At 70.4% G+C, this 20,328-nt stretch carries 18 protein-coding genes; 2 read left to right on the top strand and 16 right to left on the bottom strand.

The window, feature by feature from the left end; all coding sequences use genetic code 11:
• The first annotated feature begins 106 nt into the window (after positions 1–106).
• The gene (locus SM447_RS11810) at positions 107–5,944 is read left to right on the top strand and encodes a ThuA domain-containing protein (protein WP_474572764.1); all 5,838 of its coding nucleotides are present in this window, start codon (positions 107–109) and stop codon (positions 5,942–5,944) included.
• A 137-nt stretch (positions 5,945–6,081) separates the two neighbouring features.
• On the opposite strand, the gene SM447_RS11805 is transcribed toward SM447_RS11810, so the two are convergent.
• From SM447_RS11805 to SM447_RS11790, 4 genes are all read right to left on the bottom strand, one after another.
• Entirely contained in the window at positions 6,082–7,032 is a 951-nt protein-coding gene (locus SM447_RS11805) for an aldo/keto reductase (RefSeq protein ID WP_474572825.1), read from the bottom strand.
• Positions 7,033–7,102: 70 nt separating this feature from the next.
• On the bottom strand, positions 7,103–7,900 hold the full coding sequence (locus SM447_RS11800) for a nucleotidyltransferase domain-containing protein (RefSeq protein ID WP_474572763.1): 798 nt from the start codon (positions 7,898–7,900) through the stop codon (positions 7,103–7,105).
• Positions 7,897–9,576 carry an ABC-F family ATP-binding cassette domain-containing protein gene (locus SM447_RS11795; RefSeq protein WP_474572762.1) on the bottom strand — a complete coding sequence of 560 codons (1,680 nt, stop codon included), beginning with the start codon at positions 9,574–9,576 and terminating at the stop codon, positions 7,897–7,899. The genes SM447_RS11800 and SM447_RS11795 overlap by 4 nt, the downstream gene beginning before the upstream one ends.
• Before the next feature lie 47 nt (positions 9,577–9,623).
• Entirely contained in the window at positions 9,624–10,229 is a 606-nt protein-coding gene (locus tag SM447_RS11790; RefSeq protein ID WP_474572761.1) for a class I SAM-dependent methyltransferase, read from the bottom strand.
• A gap of 128 nt (positions 10,230–10,357) precedes the next feature.
• Between SM447_RS11790 and SM447_RS11785 the strand changes: the two genes are divergently transcribed.
• Positions 10,358–11,455: a hypothetical protein gene (locus SM447_RS11785; protein ID WP_474572760.1), complete on the top strand. Its 1,098-nt coding sequence runs from the start codon at positions 10,358–10,360 to the stop codon at positions 11,453–11,455.
• Positions 11,456–11,510: 55 nt separating this feature from the next.
• On the opposite strand, the gene truA is transcribed toward SM447_RS11785, so the two are convergent.
• The 12 genes from truA to secY all read right to left on the bottom strand — a co-directional run bounded on the left by truA (position 11,511) and on the right by secY (position 20,212).
• Positions 11,511–12,341 (bottom strand): tRNA pseudouridine(38-40) synthase TruA, encoded by an 831-nt coding sequence (gene truA / locus SM447_RS11780; protein ID WP_474572759.1) that lies wholly within the window; start codon positions 12,339–12,341, stop codon positions 11,511–11,513.
• A 67-nt stretch (positions 12,342–12,408) separates the two neighbouring features.
• Positions 12,409–12,969, bottom strand: coding sequence for a 50S ribosomal protein L17 (gene rplQ / locus SM447_RS11775; RefSeq protein ID WP_474572758.1), 561 nt, complete (start codon positions 12,967–12,969; stop codon positions 12,409–12,411).
• Between the two features lie 34 nt (positions 12,970–13,003).
• Positions 13,004–14,026, bottom strand: coding sequence for a DNA-directed RNA polymerase subunit alpha (locus SM447_RS11770; RefSeq protein WP_013735931.1), 1,023 nt, complete (start codon positions 14,024–14,026; stop codon positions 13,004–13,006).
• A 98-nt stretch (positions 14,027–14,124) separates the two neighbouring features.
• Positions 14,125–14,751: a 30S ribosomal protein S4 gene (gene rpsD / locus SM447_RS11765; RefSeq protein ID WP_474572757.1), complete on the bottom strand. Its 627-nt coding sequence runs from the start codon at positions 14,749–14,751 to the stop codon at positions 14,125–14,127.
• Between the two features lie 14 nt (positions 14,752–14,765).
• Entirely contained in the window at positions 14,766–15,173 is a 408-nt protein-coding gene (gene rpsK, locus SM447_RS11760) for a 30S ribosomal protein S11 (protein WP_007073011.1), read from the bottom strand.
• Between the two features lie 117 nt (positions 15,174–15,290).
• Complete coding sequence (gene rpsM, locus SM447_RS11755; RefSeq protein ID WP_117226239.1) at positions 15,291–15,671, bottom strand: 30S ribosomal protein S13; 381 nt, start codon at positions 15,669–15,671, stop codon at positions 15,291–15,293.
• Between the two features lie 213 nt (positions 15,672–15,884).
• Positions 15,885–15,998: a 50S ribosomal protein L36 gene (gene rpmJ, locus SM447_RS11750; protein ID WP_012184307.1), complete on the bottom strand. Its 114-nt coding sequence runs from the start codon at positions 15,996–15,998 to the stop codon at positions 15,885–15,887.
• Between the two features lie 90 nt (positions 15,999–16,088).
• Complete coding sequence (infA, locus tag SM447_RS11745; protein ID WP_007073013.1) at positions 16,089–16,310, bottom strand: translation initiation factor IF-1; 222 nt, start codon at positions 16,308–16,310, stop codon at positions 16,089–16,091.
• Between the two features lie 234 nt (positions 16,311–16,544).
• Positions 16,545–17,162: a DUF1707 SHOCT-like domain-containing protein gene (locus tag SM447_RS11740; protein ID WP_474572756.1), complete on the bottom strand. Its 618-nt coding sequence runs from the start codon at positions 17,160–17,162 to the stop codon at positions 16,545–16,547.
• A gap of 134 nt (positions 17,163–17,296) precedes the next feature.
• Positions 17,297–18,145, bottom strand: coding sequence for a type I methionyl aminopeptidase (map, locus tag SM447_RS11735; protein WP_474572755.1), 849 nt, complete (start codon positions 18,143–18,145; stop codon positions 17,297–17,299).
• A 90-nt stretch (positions 18,146–18,235) separates the two neighbouring features.
• Complete coding sequence (locus SM447_RS11730; RefSeq protein ID WP_474572754.1) at positions 18,236–18,889, bottom strand: adenylate kinase; 654 nt, start codon at positions 18,887–18,889, stop codon at positions 18,236–18,238.
• Positions 18,890–20,212: a preprotein translocase subunit SecY gene (gene secY / locus SM447_RS11725; RefSeq protein WP_474572753.1), complete on the bottom strand. Its 1,323-nt coding sequence runs from the start codon at positions 20,210–20,212 to the stop codon at positions 18,890–18,892.
• Positions 20,213–20,328 lie beyond the last annotated feature (116 nt).

The following is a 20,328-nucleotide window of genomic DNA, read 5'->3' as shown; positions in this document are numbered from 1 at the left end:
GCTGGAACGGCACCCTTCGGCAAGGTGTCCGAACCGGCTCCACTCGGGACGGTCTTCGGCGGGCCGTCCCCGCGACCAACGTCGAGTAACGACAGAGGAGACCGGAGTGCCCCGACCACCCCGTGCCCGCGTACCCATCACCGCCACATTGCTCGCCCTCGGCCTCGCCGCTACCGGCCTCGTCGGCGTCCCTGCCGCGCAGGCCGCGCCGCGCGCCGAGGCTGTCGCCCAGAGCACCCCCGTCCAGCAGGCCAAGCGCACAGCGGTCCCCGAGGCCGCCGCCGAGCCCTTCTCGGTGCTGGTCTTCTCCAAGACCGCCGGCTTCCGCCACGACTCCATCCCCACCGGCATCGCCGCCATCCAGCAACTCGGCGCGGAGCACGGCTTCACCGTCGACACCACCGAGGACGGCGGCGCCTTCACCGACGCCAACCTCGCCCGGTACCGCGCCGTCATCTGGCTCTCCACCACCGGCGACGTGCTGAACGCCGACCAGCAGGCGGCGTTCGAGCGGTACATCCAGGCCGGTGGCGGGTACGCCGGCATCCACGCCGCCGCCGACACCGAGTACAGCTGGGCCTGGTACGGCCAACTGGTGGGGGCTTACTTCAACAGCCACCCGGCCAACCAGCAGGCCACGGTGAAGGTGGAGGACCCGGCCCACCCGTCCACCGCCCACCTGCCGGAGCGCTGGTCCCGGTTCGACGAGTGGTACAACTACCGCACCAACCCGCGTGGCGCGGTGCACGTACTGGCCACCCTCGATGAGACCAGCTACTCCCCCGGATCCGGCGCGATGGGGCACGACCACCCGATCGCCTGGTGCCAGGACTACGACGGCGGCCGCGCCTGGTACACCGGCGGCGGACACACCCACGAGTCGTACGCCGAACCGGAGTTCCGTGCCCACCTGCTCGGCGGCATCCGCACCGCGGCCGGGATCCAGGGCGCGGACTGCGGGGCGTCGCTGACCGCCAGCTTCGAGAAGGTGACGCTGGACAGCAACACCAGCAACCCGATGGAGCTGGACGTCGCGCCGGACGGCCGGGTCTTCTACATCGAGCGCGACGGCCGGGTACAGATCGTCAAGCCGGACACCGGGAGCACGGTCACCGCCATCGACCTAGACGTCTTCACCGGCAACGAGGACGGCCTGATCGGCATCCGCCTCGACCCCGACTTCGCCACCAACAAATGGGTGTATCTCTACTACGCGCCCAACGACGGGGTGGCCCGCAACGTGCTCTCCCGGTTCACCGTCAGCGGTGACTCGATCGACGCGGCGACCGAGAAGGTCGTGCTGCGGGTCGACACCCAGCGCAACACCTGCTGCCACGCCGGCGGCACCATGACGTTCGACTCCGCCGGCAACCTCTACCTGGCCACCGGGGACAACACCAACCCGTTCTCCTCGGACGCGTACACCCCGATCGACGAGCGGCCCGGACGGGCCGACTACGACGCGCAGCGCACCTCCGGCAACACCAACGACCTGCGGGGCAAGGTGATCCGGATCCACCCGGAGGACGACGGGACGTACACCATCCCGGAGGGCAACCTCTTCCCGCCGGGTACGGAGAAGACCCGACCCGAGATCTACGCGATGGGCTTCCGTAACCCGTTCCGGATGGGCATCGATCCGGCCACCGACACCCTCTACGTCGCCGACTACGGCCCGGACGCCGCCTCGGACAACCCGAACCGGGGTCCCCGGGGCCTGGTGGAGTGGAACATCGTCGCCGAGCCGGGCAACTACGGCTGGCCGTACTGCCAGGGCAGCAACGAGGCGTACAACGACTACCAGTTCCCCTCCGGCCCGAGCGGGCCGAAGTTCGACTGCGCCGCGGTGGTGAACAACTCACCCAACAACACCGGCCTGACCAACCTCCCGCCGGCCATCCCGGCCACCGTCGACTACGGCTACGCCGGCGACCCCCGATACCCGGAAATCGGTGGCGGTGGTGCGCCGATGGGCGGGCCGGTCTACCGCTACGACGCCGACCTCGACTCGGACCGCAAGTGGCCGGCCTACTACGACGGCAAGGCGCTCTTCGGCGAGTGGAACCAGTCGAAGATGTACACGATGCAGGTGACCGGGGACGGCAAGGAACTGGTCGACATCAACCAGCTGCTCGCCGGGATGAACTTCATCCGCCCGATGGACTTCGAGTTCGGTCCGGACGGCGCGATGTACCTGATCGAGTGGGGTAGCGGTTTCGGCGGCAACAACGACAACTCCGGCGTCTACCGGATCGACTACATCGCCGGTGACCGGGCCCCGATCGCGGTGGCCGCCGCCAACCCGACCTCCGGGCCGGCACCGTTGACCGTGGCCTTCTCCAGCGCCGGGTCCCGCGACCCCGACGGCGGCACCCTGACCTACGCCTGGACGTTCGGCGACGGCGGCACCTCCACCGAGGCCAACCCGACGCACACGTACGCCGAAGCTGGCAACTACACCGCCCAGCTCACCGTCACCAACCCGAAGGGGCGTACGGCGGTGGCGAACGTGCCGATCACGGTGGGCAACACCGCACCGACCGTGGAGATCGAGTTTCCCCCGGACGGCGGCTTCTTCGACTGGGGTGACCAGGTCAAGTACACGATCAAGGTGACCGACCCGGAGGACGGCGAGATCGATTGCGCCGACGTCCAGCTCCAGGTGCTGCTCGGTCACGACGAGCACGCCCACCCGCTGGAGCAGCACACCGGCTGCACCGGCACGGTGCAGACCCAGCTCGCCGCCGGGCACGGTGCCGAGGCGAACGTCTTCACCGTCCTTGAGGCCACCTACACCGACCAGGGCGGATCCGGCGGGGCCAGCCCGCTGACCGGCCGGGCGATCGAGATCCTCCAGCCCAAGCGCAAGCAGGCCGAGTACTACAGCGCGACCGGTCGGGCGCCGGACAGCACCGGCGGCGGTGACCCCGGGGTGCAGCGCGAGACCAGCAGTGACACCGCCGGCGGTGGCCAGAACATCGCCTTCATCGAGGACGGCGACTGGTGGTCGGTGGCCCCGGCCGACCTGACCGGGATCGACGAGATCCGCTTCCGGGTCGCCTCGGCGGCCAACGGCGGTGTGATCGAGGTCCGGGCGGGCGCGGTCGACGGCCCGCTGGTCGCCACCGCCACGGTGCCGAACACCGGCGCCTGGCAGACGTACACCGACGTCACCGCACCGGTGACCGGCCCGGCGAGCGGTTCGCTGTTCTTCGTGGCCCGGGATCCGGCCGGTGGCGCGGGATCGCTGTTCAACGTCAACTGGGCGGACTTCGTCGGCAAGGGCGTCACCGACAACGCGCCGCCGAGGGTCACCGCCACCGCCACGCCGGCCACCGGCGTCGCGCCGGTCACCATCGCCTTCGGCGGTACGGCCACCGACCCGGAGGGCGACACCCCGCTGACGTACGCGTGGGACTTCGGTGACGGCGGCACGGCGGACACGCTCCAGGCGGAGCACACCTACACCGCACCCGGCAACTTCACCGCCACCCTGACGGTGACCGACAGCCGGGGCGCCCGGTCGTACGCGACCGTGCCGGTCCGGGTCGACTCGCCGAACACGTCGTGCCTCGGGGCACGTTCGGACAACTTCGACGGCGATACGCTCAGCCGCGACCGGTGGACCAGCGTGGTGCGGGAGAACCAGCTCCTGTCCGTCTCCGACGGCGCGCTGCGACTTCCCACCGGGGTCGGTGACCTCTACGGCAGCCGTAACGACGCCACCAACCTGGTGCTCCAGCCGGCTCCGTCGGGAGCCTGGCAGGCGACCACGAAGGTCACCCTGCCGGTGACCGCCAACTACCAGCAGGCCGGCCTGATGGTCTACGGCGACGACGACAACTACGCCAAGCTGGACCTGCTCTTCAACGGCAGCCGGCGGGTGGAGTTCCTCCGGGAGACCGCCGGCACCCCGCGCAACGAGGGTGCCGACAGCACCGACGCACCGGCGGGCGACACCGTCTACCTGCGGGTGAGCAGCGATGGCACCAGCCTGACCGCCGCGATGTCGGCCGACGGGCTGACCTTCACCCCGGTCGGCCGGTCCGCCGCGCTGGCCGGCATCGAGAACCCACGGATCGGCCTGTTCGCGCTCAACGGCGGCACCGACGCGCCGGTGGTGGAGGCCGCGTTCGACTGGTTCCAGGTGATCCCGGACGAGCCGGCCGGCCCGGTCGACCCGTCCGACGAGTTCACCGGCATCTCGCTGGACAAGTGCCGGTGGAACGCGATCCTCCGGGAGGACCCGGCCGCATACCGGGTCAGCGGTGGCTCGCTGCACATCGATGTGCCGAACGGTGACATCTACGGCACCAACAACACCGGGCCGACGAACTTCATCTTCCAGAACGCACCCGAGGGCGACTGGACGATGGAGACGAAGATCGACGGCCGCCTGCTCGACGAGCAGTACCAGCAGGCCGGCCTGATGGTGTACGCCGACGACGACAACTACCTGAAGTTCGACTTCGTGGTGGACAACCAGGCCGGTCAGCCGGTGTCGCGGCGGATCGAGCTCCGCAGCGAGATCGGCGGGACGATTCAGGATCCGCAGCCCGGTGCGGAGAACCTGACCTCGGCGGAGTGGTACCTGCGGCTGGCCCGCAACGGTGACACCTTCACCGGGTCGTACTCGGCCGACGGCGAGACCTGGACGCCGTTGACCGCGCTGACCAACGCGGCGATCGGCGCAACGCCGAAGGTGGGCCTGTTCACCCTCGGCGGTAACCAGACCGCGTCGAAGCCGGCATCGTTCGAGTACTTCCGGTTCTCCACCCCCGCGACCGGGGACACCACCGCACCGGTGACCACCGCGGAGGTGTCCGGCACCCCGGTCGAGGGTTGGCACACCGGGCCGGTGACCGTCGCGTTGTCCGCCACCGACCCCGATGGCGGCAGCGGAGTGGCCCGCACCGAGTACCAGCTCGACGACGCCACCGCCTGGGCCACCTACACCGCGCCGGTGCAGGTTTCCGGTGACGGCGAGCACGAGCTGCGGTTCCGTTCGGTCGACGAGGCCGGCAACGTGGAGGCGACGAAGACGGTCACCGTCCGCATCGACGCCACCGCGCCGGTCAGTACCGCGGCGTTCGCCCCGGCGAACGACGAGGGCTGGCACAACGGCACCATCCCGGTGGTGCTCACCTCCACCGACGCCGGCTCGGGGGTGAAGCTGCTGGAGTGGTCGCTGGACGGTGGCGACTGGACGCCGTACACCGAGCCGGTCGAAATCAGTGGCGACGGTGACCACGAGCTGCTCTACCGGGCCACCGACAAGGCGGGCAACGCCGAGACGCTCAAGTCGGCGGTGGTGCGGATCGACGGCACGAAGCCCACCCTGCTGGTCTCCGGCATCGCCGACGGCCAGCTCTACGGTGACAGCCAGGACGTCCGGGTGTCCTGGCAGGCGGTCGACCCGACCTCGGGCATCGCCGCCGTGGTCGGCACGCTGGACGGCCGGCCGTACGCCAGCGGCACTCTCCAGGCGATGTACGAGCTGCCGCTGGGCCTGCACGAGTTGACGGTGACCGCGACCGACAAGGCGGGCAACGCCACCTCCGCCAACGTCCGGTTCTTCGTCACCACCTCGTTCCGGGACATGCAGAACCTGCTGGACCGGTTCAAGGCCACGGGTCGGCTCACGACGAAGGCACACAACCAGTTGTCGAACCGGCTCTCCAACGCCCGTACGGCGGAGGCCGCCGGCAACGACACCCGGGCGATCAACCAGCTCACCGCGTTCCGGACGCTGGCCGGTGACGCCACGCTGGTTGGTGAGGCGGAGATCCGCGACGTGCTGGTCCGCGACGCCGACGCCATGATCGTCCGGCTCGGTGGCACGGCCAGCAAGGCGGGCGTACGCGCCAACGACGGTGAGTCCGTCGCCGGCACCGGCCGCCTCAACGGCGACCCCACCCGCCTAGCCCCCAACCGCAAGCTGTAGGCCCAGGGCCCCGCCCGCCACCCCCGGGCGGGGCCCAGCTCCTCACCACCACAGAAAGTTGATCATGAGTTGGCGGCGGTCGGAGAGATCGGGACCGCCGCCAACTCATGATCAACCGGAGGGGGCGGGGCGGGTGGTTAGCGGTCGAGGACCGTGCGGAGGGCCTTGAGGTCGGCCTCGGTGGGCTGCCAGGTGCCCGCCTCGGCGTTGGCGCGTACCTGCTCCGGCGAGGTCGCGCCGGCGATCACCGAGGTGACCGCCGGCTGGGCGGCCAGCCCGCCGATCGCCACGTGCAGCATCGGCACCCCGCGCTCGGCGGCGTAGGCCTCGATGCCCTCGATGGTGTCCCAGTCGGCGGCGGCGAGGCGCTGGGCGTACCGTCCGCCGCCGGCCAGGCGGCTGCCCTCGGGCGGCGCCTCGCCACGCTTGTACTTGCCGGTGAGCAGCCCGTTCGCCAGTGGGAAGAACGGCAGCATGCCCAGCCCGAACCGGTCACACGCCGGTAGCACCTCGATCTCGGCGTCCCGGTTGAGCAGGCTGTAGTGGTTCTGTGCGCTGACGAACCGGGTGAGTCCCCGGGTCTTCGCCGTCCAGTCGGCGTCGGCGATCTGCCAGCCCGCGAAGTTGGAGTTGCCCAGGTACCGCACCTTGCCGTCGCGGACCAGGTCGTCGAGGGCGGACAGGGTCTCGTCGATCGGGGTGCCCGGGTCCGGCTCGTGGAACTGGTACAGGTCGATGTAGTCGGTGTCCAGCCGACGCAACGACGCCTCGACCGCCCGGATCACGTACCGCCGCGAGCCGCGTACCCCGAAGTCCCGGCCGTTGCCGCCACCCATCGACATGCCGAACTTGGTCGCCACCACCACGTCGTCCCGGCGGCCCTTGAGGGCCGCGCCGAGCTGCGCCTCCGACGCGCCGTGTGGCTCGCCGTAGATGTCGGCGGTGTCGAAGAAGTTGATTCCGACGTCGAGGGCCGCCTCGACCACCGCGCGGGTGCCGTCGAGGTCGAGCTTGCGGCCGAAGTTGTTGCAGCCGATCCCCACGACGGACACCACGAGCCCGGAGTCGCCCAGCCGGCGATAGGTCATCTCAGTCACGAGATCAACCATATGCCGCGTGGTCAGGAGCCGGGCGACCTCACCGGCCGCCCGCCACCGGTCAACCGAGAACCTCGGCGACCAGCAGCCGCGCGTCGACCAAGGTTCGGGCCTGTTCTTCCCGGGTGCGTCCCACCGCGCCGAGCAGGGCCTGCGCCCGGGCCGCGAAATCCGGCGGGGCACCGGGCAGTCCGCCGGCTGCGGTGATCATGCCCTTCTCGTTGACCAGCCACCGTCGGTCCCGACCGTGCAACGCGTGCACCAGTACCCCGACCGTCCGGAACAGGCAGCCCGCGACGTAACCGGCATCACCGCAGGCCGCGCCCTTGGCCGCCGCGTCGAGCAGGAACCCGGCCTCCCATCCCCCGTCCACCAGCGCCCTACCCAACGCGGGCGGATACGCCAGCGTCGCCGTGCGCAGCGCGGCCAGTTCCCCGGTCGGGTCGCCGAGCAGTCGGCCGAGCGCCACCTCCCCCGCGTACGCGTGCGAGTAGAAGCCGAGCGGATGTCCGGCCTGCACCCCGACCGTGTAACGGCCGGCGCGGCAGTCGGCCCAGACCGCGTGCACCCGGTCGAGGTCGCGGTAGATCCAGTCCACCGCCGCTCCCCCGATCCGCAGCCAACCGCCACCGTCGACCCATGGCCCCCAGCCGCCCGGTGCGGTCAGTTCCACCTCGCCATCGGCGACCGAGGCGGCCACGGCGCGCAGCTCGGCCACGTCCAACGGGGGACGGTAGTAGAGGCCCAGGTCCCAGTCGGAGTCCGGGCGGTGCGCGCCACGGGCCCGGCTGCCGCCGAGCGAGACCGCGACCACTCCACCGACCGTGCAGAGCCGGCCGACCAACTCCTCGCCTATCAACCGACGTCCCAGACCGGCTCGTCGGTCTCCACCACCTCGCCGTCGCCGCGGAACAGCAGGAACCGGTCGAAGGTCCGGGTGAACCACCGGTCGTGGGTGACCGCCACCACCGTGCCGGCGAACGCGGTGAGCCCGGCCTCCAGCGCCTCGGCCGAGGCCAGGTCGAGGTTGTCGGTGGGCTCGTCGAGCAGCAGCATGGTCGCCCCGGAGAGTTCCAGCAGCAGCACCAGGAAACGGGCCTGCTGCCCGCCGGAGAGGGTGCCGAATCGCTGGTCGCCCTGTCCGGCCAGCTCGTACCGGCTGAGCGCGGCCATGGCCGTGTGCCGGTCCATGCCGGCCCGGTGCTCGTCGCCGCGCCACAGAATCTCGACGAGCGTCCGCGCCATCAGCTCCGGCCGGTCGTGGGTCTGGGAGAAGTGACCGGGCCGCACCCGCGCGCCGAGCCGCGCCACCCCGTCGTGCGCCACCGGCGCCAGCTCGGCCGCCGAGTCGACCGGACCGTTCGCCGGGTCCGGATCCGTACCGCCCCGGGCCAGGAGGCGCAGGAAGTGGGACTTGCCGGTGCCGTTGGCGCCGAGCACCGCGAGCCGGTCGCCGTACCACAGCTCCAGGTCGAACGGATAGGTCAGGCCGTCCAGCTCCAGCTGCTCGCAGACCAGCGCCCGCTTGCCGGTCCGCCCGCCGGCCAGCCGCATCCGGATGTCCTGCTCCTTCGGCGGTACGGGCGGCGGCCCGGCCTCCTCGAACTTGCGCAACCGGGTCTGCGCCGCCTGATAGCGCGAGGCCATCCCATCGTTGTACGCGGCCTTCTGCTTGTACATCAGCATCAGCTCGCGCAGCTTCTGATGCTCCTCGTCCCACCGTTTGCGCTGCTCGTCGAGTCGGGCGTGGCGGGCCACCCGCGCCGCGTGCCAGCTGGCGAAGCCGCCCGGGTGCACCCAGGCGCTGCCGCCCTCCACCGCGACCACCCGGTCGGCGGTGTGCGCCAGCAGCTCCCGGTCGTGCGAGACGTAGAGCACCGACTTGGCCGACTCCCGCAGCCGCGCCTCCAGCCAGCGTTTGCCCGGCACGTCGAGGAAGTTGTCCGGCTCGTCGAGCAGCAGCACCTCGTCGGGGCCGCGCAGCAGCAGTTCCAGGGCGAAGCGCTTCTGCTGCCCGCCGGAGAGGGTCCGCACCGGGCGGTGCCGCGCGCTGTCCCAGGGCAGGTCCAGGACGATGGTGGCGACCGTGTCGAAGAGCACCTCGGCGTCGTACCCGCCGGTCTCGCCCCAGGCGGCCAACGCATCGGCGTACGCCAGCTGGGCCTTGCCGGCGGCGGTGCTGAACTTGCCGCGCAGCTCGGCCTCCCGCATGGCCGCCTCGGTCTCGACCAGCCGACGACCGGCGTCACGCAGGGACGGCGGGGCGAGCGACAGGGCCAGGTCGGCCAGGGTCGACTCGTCACCGATCATGCCGATGAACTGACGCATGACACCCAGCCCGCCGGTACGCGCGATCGCGCCGGTACGCACCGGCAGGTCACCGGCGACCATCCGCAGCAGCGTCGTCTTGCCCGCGCCGTTGGGCCCGACCAGCGCCACCTTCGCACTCTCGCCCACCCGGAACGACACGTCGGCGAAGAGTTCCCGCCCGTCCGGCAGGACATGCCCGACCGCCGCCACGTCCACGTATCCCACGCGGGCATCCTGCCTGAGCCGCCCCGGCGGGCCAACCGATTACCCGGTCAGCGGGTGACGCGCAACACCCGGAACCCCTTCTGGCTGGCGTGCCGGCCGACCTGCCATCCCTGGTCGACCAGCCAACGCTGCAACGAGTCGCCGCCGAGGTGACGGGCCACCACGAGCCAGGCCACCCCGTCCGGAGCGAGTCTGGGCAACCAGTGCGACAGCATCCGGTGCAGTTCGTCCTTGCCGATCCGGATCGGCGGGTTGGACCAGATCTGCGCGAAGCGGAGATCGGTCGGTACCCCCTCGGGTGCCGTCACCCGCACCCGACCGGAGAGGCCGAGCTGGGCGGCGTTCTCGGCCGTCAGGTCCCGGGCCCGCTCGTTGACGTCCACCGCCCAGGTCGTCGCGGCCGGCGCGACGGTGGCGAGCACGCAGGTGATCGGGCCGAAGCCGCAGCCGAGGTCGAGCAGGGCGCCGGTGGTGGCGGGGTCCGGCGGTTCGGCCTTGCGCAGCAACACGGCGGTACCGGGGTCGAGGCGGCTGGCCGAGAAGACTCCGGACGCCGAGGTCAGGGTGTAGTCGCGCCCGGCGACGGTGAACTGCACCTCCCGCGCCCGGGCGGGCGCGTTCGGCTCGGCGGTGAAGTAGTGCTCCCCGGTCACGCGGGCCATTCTCGCACCGAGCGGCATGCGGCTCCGAACCCCGGGAGTCGTGGCGGGTCCGACACGTCCGTCCAGCGCGTTTCCACAAAATACCTACGAAAGGGATAAACATCCCTACTCTGGACAACATGGTGTATCGGTACGACTCCGATGAGGACGCATACGTCCCGTACCGGGACGACGAGCCCGAGGGTGGGCCGGCCCGGTCAGGCCCGCCGCCACCGGCCGGACCGTCCCCGTCGCGTTTCCCCACCCCGTCGCTGGCCCGTCCGAACCAGATCATGCTGCCATCCTCGGCGCCGCCGCGCGGGACGTTCCCCGACGCGCCGCAGGAGCCGGCACCCCGGTACGAGCCGGCACCGGCCGCGCCGGAGGACCAGGCGGGTGTGGCGGCGGCACCACCAGAGCCGGACACGACGACGATCGCACCGCCGCCCCGCCGCGGTGGCGGTCGTGCGTGGCAGGTGCTGGTCGGTGGTGCCGCGGCGCTGGTGCTGCTCGCCCTCTGTGGTCTCACCGCCGCCACCCTGCTGGACAATCGGACGCTGATCGGCCAGGAGGCCGCGCCCAGCGCGGCCCCGGACACCACCCGCGGCACCACGCCCGCCGAGGCCAGCGACCTCGACTCCCGGGACACGGACCAGGCACCGCTCACCGCCCGCGAGGTCTTCCCCGCCAGTACCCTCACCGTCGGTGACGGCGAGGGCGGCTACGAGGTGCTCCGCACCCAGTCCAGCGCCAGTTGCGCGGTGGCCGCCACCGGGGAGGTCGCCGACCTGCTGGTACGACTCGGCTGCAACCAGGTCGTCCGGGCCACCCTCCGCGCGCCGGACGGCGACCACCTGGTCACCACGGGACTGTTCAACCTCACCGACCGGTCCAGCGCCGAGCGGGCCCGGGACCGCATCCGGCAGTTGCTCGACGAACGGCAGGGCCGCTTCCGCGGCATGCCGGCCGGAGACGGCACCGAGGTCGTCGCCACCGCTCCCGCCCGGGTCGGCTGGCAGGTACGCGGCCACTACATCGCCTACGCGGTGGTCGCCCGCGCCGACGGCGCCACCATCCGGTCGGGCGACACCGGCGTCCGCGAGATCCTCTTCGACATGCTCGAACAGCACCTGAACCAGGGCGTGCTGGAGCGGCGGGCCGAGGGCGGGACGGCGAACCAGCCGACCGAGCGGCCCTCCGACGGCACCGGCAGCCAGGACGAGTCCACCGAGGACTGAACGCCGCCCGAATGCGGTGGCCGGGAACGTGCCAGCAACGTTCCCGGCCACCGCACTAACTGTCGGCGGGCACCCGCAGCCGCCGGGTCGCCTCGGCCCGGCGCGCGTACTCGGCGGGGTCGTCCGGGTACCCGACGGCCACCAGGGTCAGCCCGTGCGCGGGCGCCACGGTCACCTCGCTGGCCCGTTCCCGGCGGGTGAGCAGGCCGGCCGGCCACTCCACCGGCCGGCGTCCATCCCCGGCGACCAGCATGGCGCCGACCAGACTGCGGACCATCGCCTGGCAGAACGCGTCGGCCTGCACGGTGGCGACCAGCGTGCCGTCGGCGTCGCGCCGCCAGTCCAGCCTGGTCATCTCCCGCAGCGTGGTGGCGTTCTCCTTGCGCCGGCAGTACGCGGCGAAGTCGTGCTCCCCCACCAGCCCGGCCGCCGCGGCGGCGAGCCGGTCGAGGTCGAGTGCGCGCGGCCACGCCAGGATCTCGTGCCGACGCAACGGGTCGGCACCCCACGCCGCATCGGTCACCCGGTACTCGTAGCGACGGAAGGTGGCCGAGAAGCGGGCGTCGAAGGTGGCCGGCACCTCGCGCATCGCCCGGACCCGCACGTCGGTCGGCAGCAGGCGGGCCAGCCGGCGCAGCAGCCGCTCCTCGTGCGCCCGCCAGACGCCGGTGGGCAGGTCCAGGTGACAGACCTGCCCGGTGGCGTGCACCCCCGCGTCGGTGCGCCCGGCCACGGTGAGCCCGGTCGCGGTTCCGGCACCGAGCACCAGATCCAGCGTCTCGACCAGCACCCCCGCGACCGTCCGCCGCTCCGGCTGGGCGGCCCAGCCGGAGAAGGCCGTCCCGTCGTACGCGACGTCCAGCCGCAAGCGGGTCCGCTCGTCCACGTGCCACCTCCTCCACGAGTCGGGCCCGGCACCCCCGTGGGGATACCGGGCCCGACGACGGCCTGGATCAGGCCTTGCCTTCCTCGGTGGCCAGGTCGCTGTCCTCGCGGGCAGCGGCGGTGTCACCGGAAGCCGACACCGGCGGCTCGGCGTCCTGGTCGGCCGGGCGCGACTCGGGGGCATCCTCGGCCGGGGCCAGCGCCTCGACCTTGTCCTGCTGGGCGGCCTTGCGGCCAGCGGTCTTCTTGTTCGGCTTCGGCTCGGCGACCTGAAGCTCCTCGACCAGCTCGATGATCGCCATCGGCGCGGCGTCACCCTTGCGCGGACCCGTCTTGACGATCCGGGTGTAGCCGCCGTTGCGGTTGGCGTACCGCGGCGCGATCTGGTCGAACAGGGCGTAGACCACGTCCTTGTCCTTGACCACGGTCAGCACGCGCCGACGCGACGCGAGGTCGCCCCGCTTGGCCTTGGTGATCAGCTGCTCGGCGAGCGGACGCAGCCGCCGGGCCTTGGTCTCGGTGGTCTGGATCTTGCCGTGCTGGAACAGCGCGGTGGCCAGGTTGGCCAGCATCAGCCGCTCGTGCGCGGGGCTGCCGCCGAGGCGGGGGCCCTTGGTGGGCGTGGGCATGCTTGGTGCTCCTCAGGTGTGGCGGCAGCGCGGACTAGAGCTGCTCGGTCTCGCGGTAGTCGTCGGTGTCGTAGTCGGCCTCGCCGAAGGCGTCCACGACGTGCGCCGGGTCGAAGTTCGGAGCCGAGTCCTTCAGCCCGAGACCCATCCCGGCGAGCTTCATCTTGACCTCGTCGATCGACTTCTGACCGAAGTTGCGGATGTCGAGGAGGTCGGCCTCGGTACGCCCGATGAGCTCACCAACGGAGTTGATGCCCTCGCGCTTGAGGCAGTTGTAGGAGCGGACGGTCAGGTCCAGCTCCTCGATCGGCAGGGCCAGGTCCGCCGCCAGCTGCGCGTCCTGCGGAGACGGGCCGATGTCGATGCCCTCGGCGGTCTCGTCCAGCTCACGCGCCAGGCCGAACAGCTCCACCAGGGTCGAGCCGGCCGAGGCCAGCGCGGTACGCGGCCCCATCGACGGCTTGGTCTCGACGTCGATGATCAGCCGGTCGAAGTCCGTCCGCTGCTCGACGCGGGTCGCCTCGACGCGGTAGGTCACCTTGAGCACCGGGGAGTAGATCGAGTCGACCGGGATCCGGCCGATCTCCGCGCCCGCCTGCTTGTTCTGCGCCGCCGTGACGTAACCACGACCCCGCTCGACGGTCAGCTCCATGTCGAGCCGGCCCTTGCCGTTGAGGGTGGCCAACTTCAGGTCCGGGTTGTGCACCGAGACACCGGCCGGCGGCTGGATGTCACCGGCGGTCACGTCGCCCGGGCCCTGCTTGCGCAGGTACATGCTGACCGGCTCGTCGTGCTCGGAGCTCACGCAGAGCTCCTTGATGTTCATGACGAGCTCGACCACGTCCTCCTTGACGCCGGGGATCGTGGTGAACTCGTGCAGCACACCGTCGATCTTGATCGAGGTGACCGCCGCGCCCGGGATCGACGACAGCAGCGTACGCCGCAGCGAGTTGCCCAGGGTGTAGCCGAAGCCCGGCTCCAGCGGCTCGATGGTGAACCGGGACCGGGTCTCGTTGATCGACTCCTCGGAGAGGGTCGGTCGCTGGCTGATGAGCATGTCTTCTCTTCTCTTCCGGGGCGCCCGCCATATGACGCCCACGACACAACCTGTTCCGGTGGCCCGCCCCGCAGGGGGCGGGCCACCGCAACGAGCCCTTACTTGGAGTAGAGCTCGACGATCAGCTGCTCCTGGACCTGGGTGTCGATCACCTGTCGGGCCGGGAGCGAGTGCACCAGGATCTTCATCTGGCTGGGGATAGCCTCCAGCCACGCCGGAACGGTCTTGGAGCCGGCCTCGGCCTGAGCCACGATGAACGGGGTGAGCTCCTTGCTCTTGCCCCGGACCTCGATGATGTCGTGCTCCTTGACGCGGTACGACGGGATGTCGACCTTCTTGCCGTTCACCGTGAAGTGACCGTGCTTGACCAGCTGACGGGCCATGTCCCGGGACTTGGCGTAGCCGGCCCGGTAGACCACGTTGTCCAGCCGCGACTCGAGGATCTGCAGGAGGACCTCACCGGTCTTGGCCTGCTTGGCCACGGCCTCCTCGTAGTAACCGCGGAACTGCTTCTCCAGCACGCCGTACACCCGGCGGGCCTTCTGCTTCTCACGGAGCTGGAGCAGGTACTCCGTCTCCTTCGTGCGGCCGCGGCCGTGCTGCCCGGGCGGGAACGGCCGGGACTCGAACGGGCACTTCGGGCCATCGCACTTGCTGCCCTTGAGGAACAGCTTCATCTTCTCCCGCCGGCAACGGCGGCAGTCAGCACCGGTGTAACGAGCCATCTCTCTCTAACCTCTCAGACCCGGCGACGCTTCGGCGGACGGCACCCGTTGTGCGGCTGCGGGGTGACGTCGGAGATCTGACCGACCTCCAGGCCCACCGCCTGCAACGAACGGATGGCGGTCTCCCGGCCGGAGCCGGGACCCTTGACGAACACGTCGACCTTGCGCATGCCGTGCTCCATGGCCCGACGCGCGGCGGCCTCGGCGGCCAGCTGCGCGGCGAAGGGCGTGGACTTGCGGGAGCCCTTGAAGCCGACCTGGCCCGCGGAGGCCCAGGAGATGACGGCACCGGTCGGGTCCGTGATGGACACGATGGTGTTGTTGAAGGTGCTCTTGATGTGCGCCTGCCCGTGGGCGACGTTCTTGCGTTCCTTGCGCCGGACCTTCTTGACAGCGGCTCCGGCACGAGCCTTCGGTGGCATAAGTCTGTGCGCTCCTGAATGGGTTCTGGCTTCTCGCCCCGTTGATTTCGTAGACACCGGTTCCGGTTGGAGTCCGGCCTACGTCGACGGAGAACGACCAGAATTCCGGTTAAAGAATTACTTCTTGCCGGGCTTCTTCTTGCCGGCGACGGTCCGCTTCGGGCCCTTGCGGGTGCGGGCGTTGGTCCGCGTCCGCTGGCCACGGACCGGCAGGCCCCGGCGGTGCCGGATGCCGGCGTAGCAGCCGATCTCGACCTTGCGGCGGATGTCAGCGGCGACCTCGCGGCGCAGGTCACCTTCAACCTTGTAGTTGGCCTCGATGTGGTCGCGGAGCTGGACCAGCTCCTCGTCCGTGAGGTCCCGGGCGCGCTTGTCCGGCGAAATGCCGGTGGCGGCGAGCGTCTCCAGGGCGCGGGTGCGACCCACGCCGAAGATGTAGGTGAGCGCGATCTCCAGCCGCTTCTCGCGGGGGAGATCCACGCCGACTAGACGTGCCATGTGCGGGCGTACTCCTTGTGGTTTCTACCGGAGGTCTGGACCCGTCCCACCCCGCCACCGACCTTCCCGTCTTTCCGGCGCCTGTGCGCCGGCGACCGGGATCGGCCGCTGCCCGAGCGGGCCCCGGCCTCCGACCGGGGGTCAACCACGATGAAGTACGCGCTGCGCACCGCTCGCGGCTGGGACGAGCATGTGTGTGATGTGTGGGCTGGTTCAGCCCTGGCGCTGCTTGTGGCGCGGGTCGGTGCAGATGACCATGACCCGGCCGTGCCGGCGGATAACCCGGCACTTGTTGCAGATCCTCTTGACGCTCGGCTTGACCTTCACGGTTGCCTTACTTCCCATCTGGCCCGGCGTCACGAGGCGCGACACCGGACGTCGAAGACGGACACGGGACGTTCCCGGCCGCCGTCAGGCTTACTTGTAGCGGTAGACGATGCGCCCGCGAGTCAGGTCGTACGGCGAGAGCTCGACGACGACCCGGTCCTCCGGCAGGATGCGGATGTAGTGCTGCCGCATCTTGCCGCTGATGTGAGCCAGCACCTTGTGGCCGTTGGCGAGCTCCACCCGGAACATGGCGTTCGGCAGGGGCTCGATGACCCGACCTTCGATCTCGATGGCTCCGTCTTTTTTCGGCATGTCCTCCGCTGTCCTGACGTCGGTTACTCCGGACGGCCCACAACGTCTTACACGGGTGCTTGACCAAGATCAGGCTTCCCGCGCCAGCCGCGGCTCCGCGTCCCACCGAAGCGCTGGTGGGCATGGCGGAGTGGACGCTGCGCGCCGATCAGAAAGTGTACGCCCGCCTGCATGCCGTCGCCAAACCGACCGGCCACCTGGGCCCGGCCCGGTCGAACAAATGGGATGTTCGGCTTATACAGCCCCGTCGGGACGCCGCTCCGGCTCAACTGCGGGCGTTCCGTCGCCGTGCGCCTCGACGGTACCGGGTTGCTGCCGGTCGAGGGCCTTGCGCTCGCGCTTGAGGGCCCGCTTCTCCGCCCGCCGCTGCCGACGGCGGTCCCGCTCGACCGCCCACCTCTGGGGCTCACCGGTGGCCAGCCCGGTGACGGTACGCACCAGCACCACCGCGCCCCACGGTCCCGCCACCCAACCTGGCCAGAAGTAGAGCGCCTCACCGGTGGCCAGCGAGGTGACCGCCCAGATCGCCACTACGATTCCGACCACCTTGAGCCAGGGTTCCCAGACCTCGGCCAGCCAGCGGACGGTCACCCCGCGCCCGGCGCCGACCGGTACCGGGACCTCCGTCCCGACACCCCTGGGCGCCGGCACCGCTGGAGCCACCCCGGCGGGCCCCGGCAGGTCACTGACCAAGGCGTCCAGCTCGGCGTAGGTACGGGCGGCGAAGGCCCGCTGCAACCGCTCGTCGTACTCGTGCAGGTCGAGCCGGCCCTCGTCCAGAGCGGCCCGGAGCCGGTCGGCAACGGCCTGCCGGTCGGAATCCCCCGCTCTCATGCCTTCGCGCCCGTCCATGCCGGCAAGCATGCCACCGAGCCGCCAACCCGGCATCCTCCACCTGCCGGGCCGCCCTGGCATCCAGCTCCCGGGCCCACCGCAGGATCCCGGAGCGCCATCCGGAGCACCAGGTCAGCGCTGCGCCACAGGCCCTAAGCTGGCGAGTTGCTCGGCTGGCGGGCGGTGACCAGGTCACCGAGGCGGGCGCGACCGCCGTCGTGGGCGGTCAGCACCCACACCCCGTCGGGCAACAGGGCCATGGTGTGCTCGACGTGCGCGGCCCGCGAGCCGTCCCGGGTCACGACCGTCCAGCCGTCGGCGAGTTCCGCCGTACGCGGCGAACCCATGGTGATCATTGGCTCGATGGCGAGCGCCAGCCCCGGCACCAGACGCGGCCCCTTGCCCGGCCGCCCGTGGTTGAGCACGTGCGGATCCTGGTGCATCTCGGTGCCGATGCCGTGGCCGCCGTAGCCGTCGACGATGCCGTACCGCCCCGCCTTGCGCACCGCGTTCTCCACCGCGTGGGAGATGTCCGTCAGCCGGCCCTTGCCGCTGGCGGCACCACGCGCGGCCGCGGCGATCCCGGCCCACATCGCGTCCTCGGCGACCTCGGCCATGCGCGACAGCGCCGGATCGACCTCACCCACGCCGACCGTGATCGCCGCGTCGCCGTGCCACCCGTCGAGCACCGCCCCGCAGTCGATCGAGATGAGGTCGCCCTCGCCGAGGACCTGCTTCGGCGACGGGATCGCGTGCACGATCTGCTCGTTGACCGAGGAGCAGATCGACGCCGGGAACCCGTGGTAGCCCTTGAACGACGGGACCGCTCCCGCCTCACGCATGGTCGCCTCGGCGATCGCGTCCAGGTCGGCGGTGCTCACCCCGGGGGCCACCGCCTCCCGCATTCGGCGTAGCGCCTCCGCGACCACGAGGCCGGCGGCACGCATCTTTTCGATCTGCTCGGGAGTCTTCAGCTGGATGTCCAGCTGGGGACGACGCATGGAGGCGCTACCTTTCGTTGCCGAAACAGCGGGGGTACGTCCGGCGTACCCCGCTGTTCGCACTCTATCCGGCTGTGGACCGCGCCGACCTCAGCCCCCGTACGACCGGAGGGCGTCGATGCCGCGGACCGTGACGTCCTCCACGGGACCGGTGGCGTCGATGCCGACCAGCTTGCCCTGTGCGCCGTAGTAGTCCACCAGCGGCGCGGTCTTCTCGGCGTACTCCCGCAGCCGCGCGGCGATGGTCTCCGGCTTGTCGTCGTCGCGCTGGAACAGCTCCGCGCCGCAGCGGTCGCAGATGCTCTCCCGGGTGGTCGGGTCGAACTCGACGTGCCAGATCTTGCCGCAGCCCCGGCAGGTCCGCCGGCCGGAGAGCCGACGGATCACCTCGTCGTCGTCGACGACCAGTTCGAGCACGATGTCCAGCGCGGTCCCGAGGTCCGCGAGGAGCTTGTCCAACGCGGCGGCCTGCGGGGTGGTACGCGGGAACCCGTCGAGCAGGAAGCCCTCGGCGGCGTCGGGCTCGGCGAGCCGGTCCCGCACCATGTTGATGGTGACCTCGTCCGGCACGAGCTTGCCGGCATCCATGTAGCGCTTGGCCTCGACGCCGAGCGGAGTGCCCTGCGACACGTTGGCCCGGAAGATGTCGCCGGTCGAGATCTTCGGCACGGACAGATGCGCGGCGATGAACTCTGCCTGTGTGCCCTTGCCCGCACCCGGCGGGCCAACCAGAACCAGTCTCATCTACCGCAGGAACCCTTCGTAGTTCCGCTGCATCAGCTGGCTCTCGATCTGCTTGCTCGTCTCCAGAGCCACACCGACCATGATCAGCACAGCGGTACCACCGAACGGGAAGTTGAGGTACTGCTGCCGGTCCAGCCAGATGAAGAAGAAGTTCGGCAGGATCGAGACGGTCGCGAGGTACAGCGCGCCCGGCAGGGTGATGCGGCTGAGAATGAAGTCCAGGTAGTCGGCGGTCGGCTTACCGGGGCGGATACCCGGCACGAAGCCGCCGTACTTCTTCATGTTGTCCGCGACCTCGGTCGGGTTGAACGTGATCGAGACGTAGAAGTACGTGAAGAAGATGATCAGCAGGAAGTAGACCACGATGTAGATCGGGCTGGTCGGATCGACCAGGTTGTTCTGGATCCACGCCTGGGTCCTGCCCGGGTCGTTCTGGTCGAAGAACTGCAGCGCCAACTGGGGCAGGTAGAGCAGCGACGAACCGAAGATGACCGGGATCACACCAGCCTGGTTGACCTTCAGCGGGATGTAGGTGGAGGTGCCGCCGTACATCCGCCGACCGATCATGCGCTTGGCGTACTGCACCGGGATGCGACGCTGCGACTGCTCGATGAAGGTGACCGCGGTGATGACCACCAGCACCAGGGCGATGACGAGCAGGAACTTCGCCCAGCCCTGGCTCTCCTTGATCCGCCAGCCCTCGCTGGGCAGCCGGGCGGCGATCGAGGTGAAGATCAGGACCGACATGCCGTTGCCGACGCCACGGTCGGTGATCAGCTCACCGAGCCACATGACCACACCGGTACCGGCGGTCATCGTCATCACCAGGATGGACAGCGTGAGCCAGTCCGGGATGCCGGTGCCGGTCGGGATGATCTCCTCGTTGCACTGGTTGTTGAAGAGCTGCCCGGAACGGGCCAGCGCCACGAACGCCGACGCCTGCAGCACACCCAGGCCCAGGGTGAGGTAGCGGGTGTACTGGGTGATCTTCGCCTGGCCGGCCTGGCCCTCCTTGCGGAGCTGCTCCAGCCGGGGAATGACCACCGTCAGCAGCTGCAGGATGATCGACGCGGTGATGTAGGGCATGATGCCCAGCGCGAAGATCGACAGCTGCAGCAGCGCGCCGCCGGAGAAGAGGTCGAGCAGGTTCAGTACGCCCGTGGAGCCCTCGATGGCCTCCAGGCACTTCTGCACGTTGCCGTACGAGACACCTGGGCTGGGCACCGTGGCGCCGAGCCGGTAGATCGCAACGATGCCGACCGTGAAGAGAATCTTCTTGCGCAGGTCAGGCGTACGGAACGCACTGAGAAAGGCGGACAGCAACTTCTTCCTCCTGCGCGAGGCGGGCCGCCGGTCGTCCCTGGCGGATCGGGGTGGGTGCCGGGCAAGTGCCCGATATCCATGGCTGGGAAGGGACTCTAACAGCCCGATCCCGGTAC

This window comes from Micromonospora aridisoli (genome assembly GCF_056150025.1).
Note: the sequence above shows the minus strand (reverse complement) of the source record. Positions and strands in the feature narration are given on the sequence as shown.

Coding starts and splice junctions, on each gene's coding strand:
- SM447_RS11770 (WP_013735931.1), bottom strand. CDS start 14,026: ATGCTCATCAGCCAGCGACCGACCCTCTCCGAGGAGTCGATCAACGAG.
- rpsD (WP_474572757.1), bottom strand. CDS start 14,751: ATGGCTCGTTACACCGGTGCTGACTGCCGCCGTTGCCGGCGGGAGAAG.
- rplQ (WP_474572758.1), bottom strand. CDS start 12,969: ATGCCCACGCCCACCAAGGGCCCCCGCCTCGGCGGCAGCCCCGCGCAC.
- SM447_RS11740 (WP_474572756.1), bottom strand. CDS start 17,162: ATGGACGGGCGCGAAGGCATGAGAGCGGGGGATTCCGACCGGCAGGCC.
- rpsK (WP_007073011.1), bottom strand. CDS start 15,173: ATGCCACCGAAGGCTCGTGCCGGAGCCGCTGTCAAGAAGGTCCGGCGC.
- rpsM (WP_117226239.1), bottom strand. CDS start 15,671: ATGGCACGTCTAGTCGGCGTGGATCTCCCCCGCGAGAAGCGGCTGGAG.
- SM447_RS11785 (WP_474572760.1), top strand. CDS start 10,358: ATGGTGTATCGGTACGACTCCGATGAGGACGCATACGTCCCGTACCGG.
- infA (WP_007073013.1), bottom strand. CDS start 16,310: ATGCCGAAAAAAGACGGAGCCATCGAGATCGAAGGTCGGGTCATCGAG.
- SM447_RS11805 (WP_474572825.1), bottom strand. CDS start 7,032: ATGACCTATCGCCGGCTGGGCGACTCCGGGCTCGTGGTGTCCGTCGTG.
- SM447_RS11730 (WP_474572754.1), bottom strand. CDS start 18,889: ATGAGACTGGTTCTGGTTGGCCCGCCGGGTGCGGGCAAGGGCACACAG.
- map (WP_474572755.1), bottom strand. CDS start 18,145: ATGCGTCGTCCCCAGCTGGACATCCAGCTGAAGACTCCCGAGCAGATC.